The organism is Photorhabdus temperata (genome assembly GCF_025384845.1).
GTDB classification, from domain to species: Bacteria; Pseudomonadota; Gammaproteobacteria; order Enterobacterales; family Enterobacteriaceae; genus Photorhabdus; species Photorhabdus temperata.
Genome location: NZ_JAJAFX010000059.1, coordinates 1 through 18,378, shown reverse-complemented (window position 1 = coordinate 18,378; position 18,378 = coordinate 1). Strand labels below are relative to the sequence as shown.

At 47.5% G+C, this 18,378-nt stretch carries 7 protein-coding genes; 6 read left to right on the top strand and 1 reads right to left on the bottom strand.

Going from position 1 to position 18,378, the window contains the following annotated elements:
* Window positions 1–754: 754 nt before the first annotated feature.
* The 5 genes from LGZ99_RS19075 (at window position 755) to LGZ99_RS19055 (ending at window position 16,123) form a co-directional block, all read left to right on the top strand.
* On the top strand, window positions 755–2,641 hold the full coding sequence (locus tag LGZ99_RS19075; RefSeq protein WP_262979447.1) for a lipase family protein: 1,887 nt from the start codon (window positions 755–757) through the stop codon (window positions 2,639–2,641).
* Entirely contained in the window at window positions 2,638–3,363 is a 726-nt protein-coding gene (locus LGZ99_RS19070) for a hypothetical protein (protein ID WP_262979446.1), read from the top strand. The genes LGZ99_RS19075 and LGZ99_RS19070 overlap by 4 nt, the downstream gene beginning before the upstream one ends.
* A gap of 40 nt (window positions 3,364–3,403) precedes the next feature.
* Entirely contained in the window at window positions 3,404–4,144 is a 741-nt protein-coding gene (locus LGZ99_RS19065) for a hypothetical protein (protein WP_262979445.1), read from the top strand.
* Window positions 4,145–4,270: 126 nt separating this feature from the next.
* A complete protein-coding gene (locus LGZ99_RS19060) occupies window positions 4,271–4,648 on the top strand; it encodes a hypothetical protein (protein WP_262979444.1) in 378 nt (125 codons plus the stop codon).
* A 1,533-nt stretch (window positions 4,649–6,181) separates the two neighbouring features.
* Complete coding sequence (locus LGZ99_RS19055; protein ID WP_262979443.1) at window positions 6,182–16,123, top strand: non-ribosomal peptide synthetase; 9,942 nt, start codon at window positions 6,182–6,184, stop codon at window positions 16,121–16,123.
* Between the two features lie 77 nt (window positions 16,124–16,200).
* Here LGZ99_RS19055 and LGZ99_RS19050 read toward each other — a convergent pair whose 3' ends face one another.
* Window positions 16,201–16,329 carry a hypothetical protein gene (locus LGZ99_RS19050; RefSeq protein WP_262979442.1) on the bottom strand — a complete coding sequence of 43 codons (129 nt, stop codon included), beginning with the start codon at window positions 16,327–16,329 and terminating at the stop codon, window positions 16,201–16,203.
* A gap of 403 nt (window positions 16,330–16,732) precedes the next feature.
* Here LGZ99_RS19050 and LGZ99_RS19045 point away from each other — a divergent pair.
* A partial coding sequence (locus LGZ99_RS19045; protein WP_262979441.1) for a ShlB/FhaC/HecB family hemolysin secretion/activation protein occupies window positions 16,733–18,378 on the top strand: 1,646 nt, incomplete at its 3' end.

The window sequence follows — 18,378 nt, the reverse complement described above, 5'->3', positions numbered from 1 at the left end:
ACATAAGTAAATAATTGGCGAATTCTTGAAAGTTGGCATTGTTTTTACAATATAAGCAGGCTTAATTGAATCAAAAAGACATTTTTATTCCTAACGGGAAACCCGTAAACAGCAGAGTATAATCGATTGGGCAAAATAGTAATATCATTATTCCCGATATTTAATGAAGGATGAGTTATTAATGAAACGACTAAATAGATGGCGTTATTAGTTATCATGATAGGTTGTGATAACCATATTTTTTAATTAAAAATCAACATGTTATATTATTTTAGTGGTGGTTGTGGGGAATGTAAATGAATTCGTATTGAGTTTGTAATACTTTATTACAATTTGTAACACTTTGTTACAAATTTATATTTTTGTAAATTTTAAAAAAATGAAAATTTTTCTTGCCATTTTGTGATTGTTTAATGATTATTAAACAGGTTGCATCATATGACCTGTATGAAAGAAAGTTCATATCCTGTTCCCCTTATTCACGGGGATTAATTGATTGGGATTCATTTTTGTATTCCTGTCGTTCAACTCACTATTACTCACTGCATAAGCTGTGATGTTTATCTGTGATAGTGGGATTTTTACGGGTTTATTTCTTGGGTAAAGAAATAAATTATTTTAATTCCTAAGCATGGGCGCTTTTCTGGTGATGAAGGTTATTTATCACCGGACGGAACAAACCTTGTGAGATTTTCAGCACAGGATGTTTGGGCTGCGTGCCTATATGTAAGGTTAAAAGAAGGAAGCCAAACCAATGGGTATATCAGATCCGCGTTTAGGTTTAGATTGTAAGAAGTATTTGAGACACTGGGTAGAATTTCAGTTTGTGGATGAACAGGGGAAGCCGCTGGTCAACCTGCCTTATAGTCTGATCAGTCACGGAACTCCAGGTTATGTGCGTCAGGGGGTAACTGATGGTTTCGGGGTACTCAGGGAAGAAGACCTGACAGCTTATCCGGTGACCTTGTATATCCACGCCCAATCATTGGCGGATGAAATGGAACAGCGTCCGTTGCGGGAAATACGCGGTGAAGCGGCGTCGGTGGTGAAGCCAAAAGCAGAAGCGGAAGGCCATCAATATCATTATGTGACTATCGGGCAAATTAGTGATGGATTGCCGGTGATTGGGGGATGGGATCCTGAAGATATTCCACCACCTTATCATTTCCCAAATCCAGAACCAAAAGGGTTTTATTCCCACCCACTAAACTGCCGGTATGTATTGGAAGTCTGTCCGTTCCGGGCTTGGGTTTTGTTGTTGCATCATCAAAAAGAGTATTCCTTGGTTAATGCGTATAACCAATGTTTGATGAGTGTGCTGGCTTATGCCGATGGTGATGTTAACGTTGAAGGATCTGTGACTCACTTTTTTAACCGGCAAATGGTGGATGTCTCGAAGTTGCCTTATAAAGTAGAGACATTATCGGTCCCTCCTATTGTTTACAGTGTGCCATTTAGTGAACGTTATACTCGGGTAGAGTTTATTGATTCAAAAGCTGGAAATAATAAACAGGGCGATACTCAGTTGTTTTATGCTGCCAGCCCAAACGATGTGATTGTCAGTTGGCGAGGTACGGCCAGTAAAACGGATATCCTGACCGATGCTACGTACCAGCCTTTGGGGTTAGGTTGTGATGAGAAGACATTGTGCAGTGAGTTTATTCACCATGGCAAAGTACATGCAGGGTTCTGGGAGGCATTTAGTCTGGTTGGCAAGTTAAGAGTTCCCAGTGATAAGAGTATAGCAGTATTTAGTGATGTGCTAGATTTGGCTAAAAAAAGAAAACTATTTGTTTGTGGCCACAGTCTAGGGGGAGCGTTAGCATTACTGCATAGTGCACAATTGAAAGACCATAATCCCTGCCTCTATAGCTACGGAATGCCCAGAGTATTAACCTTGAGTGCTGTAAGAGAGCTGGCTGATATCACTCATTACCGCCATGTCAATGAAGATGACCCCATCCCCTCCTTACCACCAGAAAAAAATCTGGATAATTGGCTGTATGATTGCTGGGGGCCGCTAGGCTATTTGTTCAGCCCAGTTGAATTGTTAGATTTTACCAACAGCGGTGAGATTTTCCTGCATCACGGGAAGATAGTGCACTTTTGTAAAATCAATCTGGTCATTGAATGGTTGGAAGAACGCAATCCAAGCAACCATATTCGTCTCAGAACTACCTTACCCACCAAAACAAAACTGTATTTAATTCCGTCATTAAACCGTGAAACGGAAAATAATCTGAAGGATGCAGGGGAGATTCAGAAGGGATTTTTTAAGCAGGTAAACGATGAGGATAAGGCCAAATGGTTTCCGCCACATGAAAATCCAACTGTAAAGGATTCGCTAGGCTTTCCTGATCACCGTTCAAGGAACTATGCTCTCTACATTGGTGCACGACTTGCAGAATTGATTGCACCGGATAAATACCATTTTTTCCGAGATCAGGAACAATTATTTGAAAAAACATTGAATGAACGGACTGATATTGTTTTAGATATTCGGCAACGCGATATATTATTTTTACAGATGGATCATCAGTTGAAACAAGCACTGATTTGCACTCAACAAGATAAACAGGGTCCGTTGGCCTTAATACGCTATGCGGATAACGCTGTAGGGATTGAGGAAGATTTACCATGATAAATATAAAGAAATTTTTGTTTATATTGTCAGTCATCTTAGTATCAGGTTGTGCAGACTCAGATGCACCACTTTCTCCCCCCAAGGATAATCAGTGGATCACGGTGGAAGGAATAGCACCAAAATACACAGAACCATATGTATCAGCAGAATATATTTCAAAAGATTGCCTTGAATATCGTCTGGATTCCAATATGTCGCCTTTTAAAGTACCAACCCATAACGGGCTTCGTTTGAAGGTGAAAGCTGATCCACAAACGGGTTACTTTCAAGCGAAATTACCTTTCAATGGTGGGGGTAGGTGCAAATGGAAAATTAACCGAGCCTTTATTATGGTTAGTTATACTGATGTTAAACATCTAGTAAAAGATGCAATGCCGTATTCGGGAACGGGTTTAATCGCATTTATCAATGATGCAGCACAGACGAACATTAGTGAAATTGCGGCATTGAATACCATTGATTTCAGCCCAGTTATTTACCCTGTTTTGGAAATATCTGAAAAATTCCCGAAGAGTATATTTTTACAGGGTAAGGTCGATATGTATCCCTTTCGATTGAGGTTAACGTCGGGCGCTGAGTGGAAAATTACTTATAAGCCTAAGTTGGATGAAACCAAGATGCCGAAGATTACTATTACTAAGGGTAAGGAGTGGGTTGAATATCCTGATGGGCGAGTTGATATCAATAGACAAACGATAGACTACTGGAAAATAAAGTAATGTCACCTCTTTAGGGATTGGAAATTGAGGAAAGCTGACCATGACAAATATCAAACAATGCTTATTGGTTTTGTTAGTTACATTAATATCAGGTTGTGCAGACCCAGATGCCCCTCTTTCCCCTCCCAAAGAGAATCAGTGGATCACTGTAGAAGGGATTGCTCCGAAATACACGGAGCCGTATGTATCCGCAGAATATATTTCAAAAGATTGCCTTGAATATCGTCTGGATTCCAACATGTCGCCTTTTAAAGTGCCGACCTATAATGGGCTTCGTTTGAAAGTAAAGGCCGATCCACAAACGGGTTACTTTCAGGCGAAATTACCTTTTAATGGTGGTGGTCGGTGCAAATGGAAAATCAACCGGGCTTTTGTGACGGTGGGTTATACCGATATTCTCCATCTGGTGAAAGATGCTGTTCAGGAGGAAGGTTCTGAAGGAACAGGTTTAACCGTATTCATCAATGATGCGGCCCAGACATATCTTAGTGAAACTAAAGCAATAAATACTATAGATTACAGACCGGTTATTTACCCTATTCTGAAAATAGTTTATGGGCGCCCAAACAGAATATTCCTACGAGGAGAAGGAGGAATGCGTCCCTTTAGATTAAAGTTAACTCCGGGATCAGAATGGAAAATCATCTATAAACCTAAGTTGGATGAAACCAAGATGCCGAAAATTATTATCCCACCGGGTAAAGAACCTTCAAGAGTTGAATATCCTGATGGCAGAGTTGATTTAAACAGAGATTCCATTGATTACTGGAAAATAAAGTAATGTTACCTATTAAGTTACATTCCCCTGATTGGAAATAATGAGCACCCGGTGGTTAGAGACAATAAACCTCCTCCACAAGATTAACGTGATTTAGATTTAAGCTAATGATTATAGGGTTGGTTTGAGATGATAAAGTTTTGCAATATTATTATAGCGATTATTGTACTTTCTTCTTTTTTTACTGTCATGATGCAAGTGTTGACGCTTAATGATTATATTTTTAGTGTTTATTTAGAGTGGTGGACTATTCCAGCCAAAGTGTCTACTGTTATTGTATCTATTTACATTTTTGCTATAATTTCTAGGTTTTTACCGTTTATTATTGTTATTTTTACATTCAGCCTGATTCTGGCTGTAGATGTATGGAATTGGTCATTATGGGTTTCGATTCTTGTATTTATTTGGCCGGTTATTGTTGTCTTTTTTTACTGCGTACTCAATAAAAGCCTAAAATATAATACAAGTAATCTATTCGGGGATAATAATGATGATGGGAAAATTTAAATACGGAGCAGAAAATATAAAACCATTAGCTTTATAAAAATTGCTCAATGAAAACCATTTATGAGATGAGTTTTTTAACAATCGCAAGCTGATTTTTTTCAGTGATTCTATCGTTAAAGTTATTTTGTCTTTGCTTAATCCTGCTATGACTATTTAAAAGCAAAAATATGGAAATATTAAAGCTTTTATTTAAGGAGGATTTAACTTTCAAGTTGCTGCTTTGTTGGCTGCGTTCACTTACCCCAGTTACATAGTTATCTATGCTCCTGGGGATACGTTCACTTGCCGCTGCGCTGCAACTTGAAATCTATTGGGTATATAAAATCAGATAAAATAAAAACTGAAAATCACATGAACTTAAAAAATCATAAAATCCTAATGGGTAAAATAACCATCATTATATTTTTATTTTCTCATTAAGTGATTTTCATTATAATTGTTTGATATTTTTACGTTTAATTGTCTGCATTATATTGTCGATAATTAATTAATGGATGTTTACAAAACAATAAATTTACTAGGTGTTATAATGGTAATGTATTTAACTTACCTTGATTCAATAATATCTTATTTTCATTGGAATAATGAGTGTAAATAAGTATTAAAAAACAGGTTAATATAATATTTTATTTATTTTTAGGTATTTTTGAATTAATAAATGTTAAATGAATCGTTTACTTATACTACGCGAAATTAAATATCCATGAGTATCAGATAAATCACATTTCTTATTGTTATAAAATAGTCAACAATGAAGTTATTTAAATTTAAAATTGTTTTGCTGCGGTATGTGATATCATGGGATTTATATTTTATCATGATCTGATTATTACAAGGCAATATGTAATCAAGTTATTTTTAATTTTTTATTCCCTATTTTTTGGTATTTACGTTGCCGGCATTTTTTACTATTGAAAAATAATGTGTTATAAATTATTTTAATCTGATGTTATATTTTTGTATAATTTAATATGAATAATATTTTTGTAGATATTGAATAAGTCTAATTTGGTATTGAAATATACGTTCATTATTAGATTGAAGGAGCTATTTTTAGGTGATTATTTATTTAACTTGTTGATTATATTAATATAACTTTACGATTTGTTTTTGTGAATACTTGATTTTTTGAAATTATTTTAATTTGGTATTAATGGGAAAGGGATAAAGTATAACATTGATTGGGCATTTATGCATAATTGATGTAGTTGATGGTTCCATTTTAAATTATGGAGTTCAGCGTCAGACAATAAAAATTGTATAAAATTAATCGAATTTATCTAAAAACAGGGACGAAAATGGGATGTTTTATTCCGACTCATAAGATGAATTATTTATTCCTTTATCGGGGAAATTAGCGCCGAAGAATTGCTGATTATCGAGTTATTAGCCGGGCTATGGCATACCGCATCTGAGTGTTTTGAATTAATGTCAGACGTATCGGTTGCTATTTCTTGGGGGCAAAATATTGGTGATGACTGTCAGAAATGACAGTTTTCAAAAATCTAACAGATTCGTTGAGGTATATGATAGATGAAAGATAACATTGCTAAAGTGGGAAATGTTCTTAAATCTGAATTCCTTTCTCAGACGTCAGAAAACATAATCGACTCAAATTATGCGTCACCACAGACTCAAAATACAAAGAATATCCTCCAGACCCTCACACCCAGTGAATTATTCTGGTATGAGCGTCTTACTGTTTTGCAACCATTCCAGTTACCCTTCGAAACCGCAGGAGAACAAGCGGAACCCAGATGGGCAATGAGTCTTTGGCAGTCCCCGTTACCAAAAAATGGGGAAGAGGACTCATTGCGGACACTGTTGCAGGCATTTGTGATCTATCTTGCGCGCTTGACTCAGCAGACTGAATTCCAAATCGGTTGGTGCGTGGAGGAGGTAAAAGGTAAATCAGCAAATTTGGCGCCGGTGGTGCCTATGATCATTGAGGTGGCGTTTGATAAGCCGTGGGGGGCGATAGCTGACTGGGTTGATAACGAGCTTACCCTGTTGGCGCGGCACCGGACATTTAGTCGTGATCTGCTCGCCCGTGCTCCTTCATTGCAGGCTATTCCGGCGTTGGCAACCCGCCGGCCGTGGCAGATAGCTGTCTCGGTGATACAGGATGATAGAGAGGGCGATCAGGAGGCGCCCGGCGAATTGCTGACCCTCCAGGTGAATGCGCAGGGCGGTTTTCGCTGGATATACGATGCAAACCGTCTGAGCGGGGAAGTGGTTCAGCGAATGGGTGAGCACTTACAGATGTTGGTATCATCGAAAAGGGGGGATGATGAAATCCCTGTTTGGCAACTGAATTTACTACCCGAAGCTGAACGTACATTGTTGCTGGAAACCTGGAACGCCACGGAAAACCCGTATCCTGACCCGTTATGTATTCATCAGTTGTTTGAACAACAGGCAGAACAAACTCCGCAGGCGACGGCGCTGGTGTATCAGGAACACCCCCTCAGTTATGCGGAGCTGAATACTCATGCCAACCGGTTAGCTCATCAACTGATTATGTTAGGTGTCACACCAGACCAACGGGTGGCGATTTGCGTGGCACGCTCCCCGGCGATGGTGGTGGGATTATTGGCAGTGCTGAAAGCCGGCGGCGCTTATGTGCCGCTGGACCCAACCTACCCGGGGGAACGTCTGGCGTATATCCTGAATGATACCGCCCCGGCAGTGGTATTGGCCGATGTGACTGGTCGGGCGGCGCTGGGTGCAGAGGCGCTGGCGGGATTGACGATACTTGACCCAAATACTCTGCCGGACCAGCCGGACAGTAATCCACTGGTCCCGGCGTTGACGCCTCAACATCTGGCTTACGTCATCTACACCTCCGGCTCAACCGGGCAGCCGAAAGGCGTGATGGTAGAGCATCAGGCAATGTATCAGCGTCATCGGGGTTTTAATGATCTCTTTGCCGTCACGGCGCAAGACCGGGTATTGCAATTTGCCTCTTTCGCTTTTGATGTTTCAATAGAAGAATTATTTTCGTCATTATGCAACGGCGCCACGCTGGTGATGCGGGATGATAGCTGGCTGGCTTCGGTGCCGGAATTTATTGCCTTAACCCGGCAAAGCCGTATCACGGTGATGTCCCTGCCTGCATTATTCTGGTCAGAACTGATTGCCGGAGGCCATGAATTATCGCTGCCGGATTGCCTCAGGCTCGTCATCATTGGGGGGGAAGCGGTCAAAAAGAGCGCCATTCAGGATTGGTTTACACGGGAAATCCATCGACCCCAACTATTGAACGCTTATGGTCCGACGGAAAATACCGTGACGGCGACTTGTAAGGAAATATTATCCCAGGCAGATGATAATTCTATCGGCCGGCCGGTTAAGAATACCTGCGTCTACCTGCTGGACAGATATGGTCAACCGGTCCCATTAGGCTGCATGGGTGAAATGTATATTGGCGGCGTTGGGGTAGCACGGGGTTATCTGAACCGGCCTGAATTGAGCGCGGAACGTTTTATAACGGATCCCTTTAGCCCGGTAGCGGGTGCGCGGATGTATCGCTCTGGGGATTTGGCCCGTTACCTACCGAACGGTGATCTGGAATTCCTGGGCCGTAACGACGAGCAGGTTAAAATCCGCGGCTTCCGGATTGAGCCGGGGGAGATTGAAACCCGCTTGATGGAACACTCGGCAGTGCAAGAGGCGGTGGTGCTGGCGCTGGATAGTGAGCAGGACAAACGTCTGGTCGCCTATGTGGCAGCGCAAGCACATGAGGGGTTGGCTGTCAGTTTGCGTGAACACCTGAGTGCGGTTTTACCTGACTATATGGTCCCGGTAGCTTTTGTGCGTCTGGATACCTTCCCGCAGACTCCTAGTGGTAAGTTGGATCGCCGGGCATTACCGGCACCGGGGGAGGATGATTTTGCCCGGCAGATTTACGAAGCGCCGCAAGGGGAGGCAGAGATCACCCTTGCCGCTCTTTGGCGTGAGTTATTGGGCATTGAGCAGATAAGCCGGCATGATAGCTTCTTTGCGTTGGGCGGCCATTCACTGCTTGGTGTGCAGATGATTGAACGTCTGCGTCACCAGGGGTTGACACTGGCAGCGCGTGATCTGTTCCAATCGCCGGTACTGGCAGAACTGGCGCAAAAGTTGGGACAGCATCAGGCCATAATGATACCCGCTAATGTCATTACGCCGGCGACGACGACACTCACTCCGGAGATGTTGCCGCTGATTGATCTGACTCAGGCTGATATTGACCATATCGTCGGGCAGGTGCCGGGTGGGATGGAAAATATTCAGGATATCTATGGGTTATCGCCATTGCAGGACGGTATCCTGTTCCATCATTTGTTGACAAAGGAAGGCGATCCATACCTGTTGCTCTATCCGGTGGCCTTTGCTAACCGCGCTTTGCTGGACCGCTATCTGGACGCGGTGCAACAGGCGGTTGATCGCCATGACATCCTGCGCACCTCTTTTCTCTGGGAAGGATTATCCGTGCCGGCGCAGGTGGTCTGGCACCGGGCGCAGTTGTCAGTGACTGAGCTGACGCTGGACCCGGCGAACGGCCCGGTCATTGATCAATTAACCCGGCGTTTTGACCCAAGTCAGCATCGTCTTGACCTGAGTCAGGCTCCGCTATTGCGTTTTGTTATTGCCCAGGAAACCGATGGCCGCTGGTTTTTATTGGAGTTGCTGCATCACTTGATCGGCGACCACGAAACAATGGAAGTGATGAACCGCGAAGTACAGGCGCATTTTTCCGGACAGGGGGATCGCCTGCCTGATCCGGTGCCGTTCCGCAATCTGGTGGCGGAGGCCCGGCTGGGAGTGAGTCAGGAAGCGCATACCCGTTTCTTTACCGATATGTTGGCGGAGGTGGATGAGCCGACGCTGCCGTTCGGATTGGCGGATGTGCATCTTGATGGATCTCAGGAGGCAGGTTCCTATCGGCTGCTGACGGCTGAGTTGAATGACAGTCTGCGCAGTTTGGCTCGGCGCTTGGGCGTCAGTCTGGCCGCGTTGTGTCATCTGGCCTGGGCGCAGGTATTGTCACGTACCAGCGGACAGGAGAAAGTGGTGTTCGGTACCGTGCTGTTTGGGCGTATGGCGGTGGGGGAAGGGGCTGACAGTGGTATGGGGCTGTTTATTAATACCTTGCCGTTACGGTTGGATATCGATGAAACCCCGGTACGGGACAGCGTGCGGGCGGTGCATCTGAGGTTGGCCGGGCTGCTGGAACATGAACATGCGTCACTGGCGCTGGTCCAGCGGTGCAGTGGGGTTGCCAGCGGTGCGCCCCTCTTTAGCGCCCTATTGAACTACCGGCATAATTACCAGCCGGATCCTTTGGATGAAACGATGCACGGTATTGAATTCTTGGGTGAACAAGAGCAGACCAACTACCCATTTGAGCTGTCGGTGGAGGATGGGGGCACCACGCTAGGGCTGACGGCTAATGTGGTACAACCGTTTGATCCGGACAGGATATGCGGTTATATGCAGCAGGCGTTGGAGAGTTTGGTTGAGACACTCGAGCGGGCTCCCGAAACCCCAGTACGGGCGTTGAACATCTTGCCTGAAACAGAACGCACGTTGTTGTTGGAAACCTGGAATACCATGGAAACTTCCTATCCTGAGGCGTTATGCATTCATCAGTTGTTTGAACAACAGGTAGAGCAAACCCCGCAGGCGACGGCGCTGGTGTATCAAGAACAGACTCTCAGTTATGCCGAATTAAATGTTTGCGCCAACCGTTTGGCTCATCAACTGATTGCGCTGGGTGTCACACCCGACCAGCCGGTGGCAATTTGCGTGGCCCGCTCTCCGGCGATGGTGGTAGCATTATTAGCCGTGCTGAAAGCCGGCGGCGCTTATGTGCCGCTGGATTCAACTTACCCAAGTGAACGTCTGGTGTATATCCTGAATGATACGGCGCCGTCAGTGGTGTTGGCTGATGCGACCGGCTGGGCGGCGCTGGGCGCGGAGGCGCTGGCGGGGTTGACGGTACTTGACCCGAATACGCTGCCGGACCAGCCGGACAGCAATCCACTGGTCCCGGCGTTGACGCCTCAGCATCTGGCGTATGTGATTTACACCTCCGGCTCAACCGGGCAGCCGAAAGGGGTGATGATAGAGCATCAGGCAATATATCAACGATATCTGGGCTTTAATGAGACTTATGCCGTCACCGCGCAAGACCGGGTATTGCAATTTGCTGCTTTTGCCTTTGATGTTTCCGTCGAAGAATTATTCTCGTCATTATGCAACGGGGCCACGCTGGTTCTTCGGGATGATAGCTGGCTGGCTTCGGTGCCGGAGTTTATTGCCTTAAGCCGGCAACATCGTATTACGATTATTTCTCTGCCGACCTTATTCTGGTCTGAGCTGGCGGCCAGAGATAGTGGATTACCGTTACCGGATTGCCTCAGGTTGATCATTATTGGCGGTGAGGCGGTCAAAAAGAACGCTATTCAGGATTGGTTTACCCATGAAACCCACCGACCCCGGCTATTGAACGGTTATGGTCCGACTGAAAATACCGTGACGGTGACCTATAAAGAGGTGTTATCCCCAGAGGATGACCGTTCTATCGGCCGGCCAGCTAAAAATTCCTGTATTTACCTGTTGGACTCATATGACCAACCTGTGCCATTAGGCTGTGTTGGCGAGATGTATATTGGCGGCGTGGGTGTGGCGCGGGGTTATCTCAATCGTCCTGACTTGACCGCTGAACGTTTCCTTATGGATCCGTTTAACGATAAACCGAATGCACGCATGTACCGGACCGGAGATCTGGCCCGTTACCTGCCGGACGGTGACCTGGAATTCCTAGGCCGCAACGATCAGCAGGTCAAAATCCGTGGCTTCCGGGTTGAGCTGGGGGAAATTGAAACCCGGTTGGTGGAACATCCAGAGGTGCATGAGGCGGCAGTGTTGGCGTTGGATGATGGACAGGGTAAACGGTTGGTCGCTTATGTCGCCGCGGAAGAGCAAGAGGGGTTGACAGTCCTTTTGAGCGAGCACTTGAGGAGTGTTTTACCCGACTATATGGTCCCGGTGGCTTTTGTGCGTCTGGAGTCCTTCCCTGAGACCCCGAATGGCAAGCTGGATCGCCGGGCGTTACCGGCGCCGGGGGAGGAAGCGTTTGCCCGTCAGGTCTATGAAGCCCCGCAAGGGGAGGCTGAGATCGTTCTGGCAGCCATTTGGCGTGAATTATTGGGCATTGAGCAGATAAGCCGGCATGACAGCTTCTTTGCGTTGGGCGGCCATTCACTGCTCGCTGTGCGGATGATTGAACGCCTGCGTCGCCAGGGGTTGACATTGGTGGCGCGTGATCTGTTCCAGTCGCCGGTGCTGTCAGAACTGGCTCAAACGTTGGGGCGGCATCAAGCTATGAAGGTACCGCCCAATATCATTACGCCAGCGACGACGAAACTTACGCCGGTGATGTTGCCGTTGATTGATCTGACTCAGCCTGAGATTGATCGCATTGTTGGGCTGGTGCCGGGCGGGATGGCGAATATTCAGGATATCTATGCGCTGTCGCCGTTACAGGACGGTATTCTGTTCCACCATCTGTTGGAAAAGGAAGGCGATCCGTACCTGCTGCTCTATCCGGTGGTCTTTGCTAACCGCGCTCTGCTGGACCGTTATCTGGCGGCGGTGCAACAGGCGATTGATCGCCATGATATCCTGCGCACGGCTTTCATCTGGGAAGGATTATCAACGCCGGCTCAGGTGGTTTGGCGTCAGGCGACCTTGCCGGTAACTGAACTGACACTAGACTCGGCTGATGGCCCGGTCATTGATCAGCTAACCCGGCGTTTTGATCCGGGTCACTATCGTCTCGACCTGAGTCAGGCTCCGCTCCTGCGTTTTGTTATCGCCCAGGAAACTGATGGTCGTTGGTTTTTACTGGAATTGCAGCATCACTTGATTGGCGATCATGAAACGATGGAAGTAATGAACCGTGAGGTTCAGGCCTGTTTTTCCGGGCAGGCGGAGCATCTGCCTGACCCGGTCCCGTTCCGCAATCTGGTGGCAGAGGCTCGGCTGGGAGTGAGTCAGGCAGAGCATACCCGCTTCTTTACCGACATGTTGGCGGAGGTGGATGAGCCAACGTTGCCGCTCGGGCTGACAGAGGTATATCGTGATGGATCTCAGATGACGGAAGCTCAACAGATGTTGACTTCCGGGTTAAATGACCGTCTGCGTAATCAGGCTCGGCGTTTGGGCATCAGTTTGGCGGCGTTGTGTCATCTGGCTTGGGCGCAGGTGTTGTCGCACACCAGCGGGCAGGAGAAAGTGGTGTTCGGTACCGTCCTGTTTGGGCGGATGCAGGCAGGTGAAGGTGCCGACAACGGTATGGGGTTGTTTATCAATACCCTGCCGTTACGCTTGGATATCGATGATACCCCGGTACGGGACAGTGTACAGGCAGCTCATAGCCGGCTGGCCGGATTATTGGGGCATGAGCATGCTTCACTGGCGCTGGCCCAGCAGTGCAGTGGGGTTGCCAGTGGTACGTCGCTCTTTAGTACTTTGTTCAACTATCGACATAATTCTCAGCCGGTGACTCCAGATGAAACGATGGACGGAATTGAGTTCCTGGACACACAGGAGCGGACTAACTACCCATTAGGACTGTCGGTGGAGGATGATGGCTCTACTTTGGGGCTAACTGCTCTGGTGGTGCAACCGTTTGATCCGGACCGGATATGCGGTTATATGCAGCAAGCGCTGGAAAGTTTGATCGAGGCGCTTGAACAAGCTCCGGAAACGCCGGTACGGTCACTGAACATCCTGCCGGAAACAGAACGCACATTGTTGCTGGAAACCTGGAACGCCACGGAAACCCCGTATCCTGACGCGTTATGTATTCATCAGTTGTTTGAACAACAGGTAGAGCAAACCCCGCAGGCGACGGCACTGGTGTATCAGGAGCAGATCCTCAGTTATGCTGAATTAAATGCCCGCGCCAACCGTCTGGCTCATCAACTGATTGCGCAGGGCGTCGTACCCGACCAACGGGTGGCGATTTGCGTGGCTCGTTCCCCGGCGATAGTGGTGGCGCTGCTGGCGGTGCTGAAAGCCGGTGGGGCCTATGTGCCGCTGGATCCAACCTATCCGGAAGAGCGTCTGGCGTATATCCTGAATGATACGGCCCCGGCAGTGGTCTTGGCTGATGAAACCGGACGGGTAGCTTTGGGCGAAGAAGCGCTGGCCGGGCTGACGGTACTTGATCCAAATACCTTGCCTGACCAGCCGGACAGCAACCCACCGGTTCCTGCGTTGACGCCACAGCATCTGATTTATGTCATCTATACCTCTGGCTCAACCGGGCAGCCGAAAGGGGTGATGGTGGAACATCAGTCGGTGTATCAACGTCATCTGGGTTTTAATGATCTCTATGCTGTCACGGCGCAAGACCGGGTGCTGCAATTCGCCTCTTTTGCTTTTGATGTTTCAGTGGAAGAACTGTTCTCGTCATTATGTAATGGCGCCACGCTGGTGATGCGGGATGATAGCTGGCTGGCCTCTGCACAGGAGTTTATTGCTTTAGCCTGGCAAAACCGTATTACGGTGATATCTCTGCCTGCGTTATTCTGGTCCGAACTGATTGCCAGAGACAATCCATCACCGCTGCCGGATTGCCTCCGGCTCATCATCATTGGTGGTGAGGAGGTCAAAAAGAGCGCCATTCAGGACTGGTTTACGCGGGAAACCCATCGACCCCGGTTATTGAACGCTTATGGCCCGACGGAAAATACCGTGACGGCGACCTGTAAGGCGGTGTTATCCCCTGTGGATGATAGTTCTATTGGCCGGCCGGTCAAAAATACCTGCGTCTACTTGTTGGACAGAGACGGTCAACCGGTGCCATTAGGCTGCATTGGCGAAATGTATATTGGTGGCGTCGGTGTAGCGCGCGGTTATCTTAACCAGCCGGAATTGAGCGCAGAACGTTTTATACCTGATCCCTTTAGTTTGGTATCTGGTGCGCGGATGTATCGCACAGGGGATTTGGCCCGCTATCTGCCGGACGGTAACCTGGAATTCCTTGGCCGTAATGACCATCAGGTGAAAATCCGCGGCTTCCGTATTGAACTGGGAGAGATTGAAACCCGGCTGGTGGAACACCCGGCGGTACAAGAGGCGGCGGTGCTGGTGCGGGAAGATGGGCAGGACAAGCATCTGGTCGCTTATGTGGTGGCGGAAAAAGCGGAGAAGAGTGATGGATTGGCAGCCCGTTTGCGTGAGCATTTGAGTGCGATTTTACCTGATTATATGGTGCCGTCGGCTTTTGTGCGTTTGGATGCCTTTCCGTTGACGCCAAACGGTAAACTGGACCGTCAGGCATTACCTGCACCGGACGAAGAGGCGTTTGTCCGCCAGGCTTACGCAGCGCCACAAGGCGAAACAGAAACCGTATTGGCGGCGATTTGGTGTGAATTGCTGGGGGTTGAGCAGGTCAGCCGGCATGACAACTTCTTCGCGCTGGGGGGCCACTCACTGCTCGCCATGCGAATGACCAATCTTGCCGTAGGCCGGGGTTTGATTTGCACATTGAATGCCTTGTTCCAATTCCCGGTGCTGGCCGAATTGGCAGCAAAAATCACCTCAGATTTGCTGTCTCAGCCGCAATGTGCTGCCATATCGGTGCGACCCGCCGGAACAGATCTACCACTGTTTTTTGTTCCCAGTGGGATGGGTGACTATTCCTATGTCTTCGGGCTGGCTCAACATATCCAGTCAGGTTATCCGATTTATGCGCTGCCTTGGCCGTCCATCAGTGAAGAACCGATGTCGACAGTGGAAGAGCAGGCGGCCAGAATGATCAGCTTGGTGAAAGCGGTTCAACCAACAGGCCCGTACCGGATAAGTGGTTACTCTTCCGGTGGTATATTGGCTTACGCTGTTGCCCAGCAGCTTTTGCATGCTGGTGAGACGGTGAACTTCCTGGGGCTGATTGATACTCCGGCTCCTCATTATTTCGGGGAGCAGCCTGTGCAACCCAAACATCAGTTCTTGACTGAACTAGTCAGGCAGTCAGGGGAGGAACACTCAGAAGAAGTTACCGCGTTGTACCGGCGAATTGATGAGCTGAGTTTGGTGCAATTTATTGAAGCGGCACAGGAATTAGCGTTATACCCTGCCAATCTGCGCCCTGATTTAATTGCCAAACGTTGGGAACAGATAGAGCGTTATGCGCAAATAGTCAGAGAGTATGAACCGCAGGTATTAGCGTTAACGTTGCATCAGTTTTATGCGATAGAGCCTTGCCCCTCTAGTTCTTTTGTCACGGATGAAAAACCGGACCTTTTAAGTGCAGACCGATCATTAGGCTGGGAAAAGGTCATGCCTGACCCTTCACTTCAGTTGATTGCTATTTCGGGTGATCATTTTAGTTTGTTGGAGGATAAGGAACATAGAATCGCTTTAGCTCATGCTCTGAATAAGGCATTGACAATGCATTGTGATGGGGAGATGCCGTAATACTGATATATTAATCAATATAGAATAATTTCATATTAATATGATAATCCGGTATATATTGTTTATGCCGGATTTTTTTATAGTGCACCGGGCATGGCGCGCAGCGCTGTGACAGGCGCTATCTGTTGACTGTGGTAGTCAGGCAGATGATAAAAAACCGGATGTTGCTCTGAGGCGTTGGATAAGGCTTCCGTGATTTTTGCCATAGCAAGAACGCAGGTAGCCAAATTGTTGTAGCGAATGTTGGTAAACCAGTTTATCTATCCAACGAGTTACAGGGATAAAAAAGTCATAGTTTTCCAGATGGTTTTTTCCGCAGTCAAATTAATTTATGTGACATAAATCACAAAAATAAACAAAAAACAAAATTATTTTGAAATTATTACCATTGGTTATTAAATAATTAATATTAATCTATTTTTTATATGATTCGTAACATTTTAATAACATGGGTTTATTTTTTGTATAAAAATATAATGCCTTGTTTTTGTTATTATCTTATTTAATCAACCCCCAATTTAGTTGCCCAGTTGATTATTAGCCACAAATATTGATCACTAAGTGCAATGGGTGGTTAATACTGCTTCGAAATTGTGGGATGAAAATACAATGAAAAGCAGTATTTGGGGGTTTGCGGTTTTTTATAGCATGATTCCAGGCAGTCAGGCCGCAGACATCTCAGACCAACAACTCATTCATCAACAAGCACGTCAGCAAGCGCTGGAGGCTCAATTAGCCCCACCCCCTGCGGATGTTCGCTTGTCTGTACCCGAAAAAGCGGTGTCATCCGCCTTTCCGGTGGAAACCCCGTGTTTTCCTCTCTCCCACGTCAGACTGGCAGGCACTGAAAATTTCCCGCATTGGTTACCGTTCAGGCGTGTCGCTCAACAGGGCGAAAACCATTGCCTCGGTGATAAAGGCATTAGCCGGCTGATGACCCAATTGCAAGATCAGCTCATCAATCATGGCTATGTCACCAGCCGGGTTCTGGCTCCTCGTCAGGATCTGCATACCCAAACCTTAAAACTGGTGATGATTCCGGGCAAAATCCGGCATATCCGCTATACCCCGGACAGCGGCCATTACATTCAACGCTTCACGCCATTCCCCGCGCGTGAAGGCAAGCTGCTGGATTTACGGGATATTGAGCAGGGATTGGAAAATCTGCAACGTTTTCCCACCGTTCAGGCGGATATGAACATTGTCCCGGCAGAGCAACCGGGGGAAAGCGATATTGTGCTGGACTGGCGTCAGTCACGGCACTGGCGAGTCGCCACTTATCTGGATGATACCGGTTCCAAAAGCACCGGGCGTTATCAAGGCGGATTCACCTTTTTTCTGGATAACCCCCTGGCGCTAAGCGATCTGTTCTACCTCTCTGGTGGACGCGATATTCACGCGTCTGCCGGGAAAGGCAGCCAAAACGACACGCTCTATTACTCCCTGCCATTCGGCTACTGGATGGCGAGCGTGACGGCCAGTCATTACGATTATACCCAGACGATAGCCGGGCTGAATCAGGCGATTCAATACCGGGGCAAAAGCAAAAACTTGTCTGTCCAGCTCAGCCGGGTTCTGCACCGTAACGCGGACCAGAAAACTGGGCTTAACGGTGAAATTTATCGTCGGGCGTCTCGCAATTTTATTGATAACACGGAAATCGACGTTCAGCGCCGGGAAACTGCGGGCTGGAAGCTCGGGCTATCCCATCATCACGTTATTGGCAGTGCGACGCTGGATGCCAGGGTCACTTACCAACAAGGCATGCGCTGGTTTGGCGCGCAACCTGCGCCGGAAGAGTATCGCAATGAAGGGACCGCCTTACCCAAAATCACCCAATTCTCGGCGACGCTTTCCGGGCCGTTAACGCTGTTTTCCCAGCCCTTTTCTTATCAGACCCAGTATCTGCGCCAGATAAGCGCCAGCCCATTGACGCCCCAGGATCGATTTTCAATCGGCGGCCGCTGGACGGTACGCGGCTTTGATGGCGAGTTGACCTTATCCGCTGATCGGGGTTGGTACAGCCGTAACGAACTGGACTGGCAAACCCCGCTGAAAGGGCAATCGCTGTATCTGGCAATGGATTATGGCGAAGTGGGCGGACGGGGCAGTGACGCTCTGTTGGGAAAACACCTGGCGGGCAGTGCCCTGGGTTGGCGAGGCAGCCTGAAAGGCGTGAGCTACGACTTGTTTGTCGGTGTTCCGCTGTCCAAACCCGCCGGTTTCCAAACTTCCCCCGTCACGGCCGGATTCAA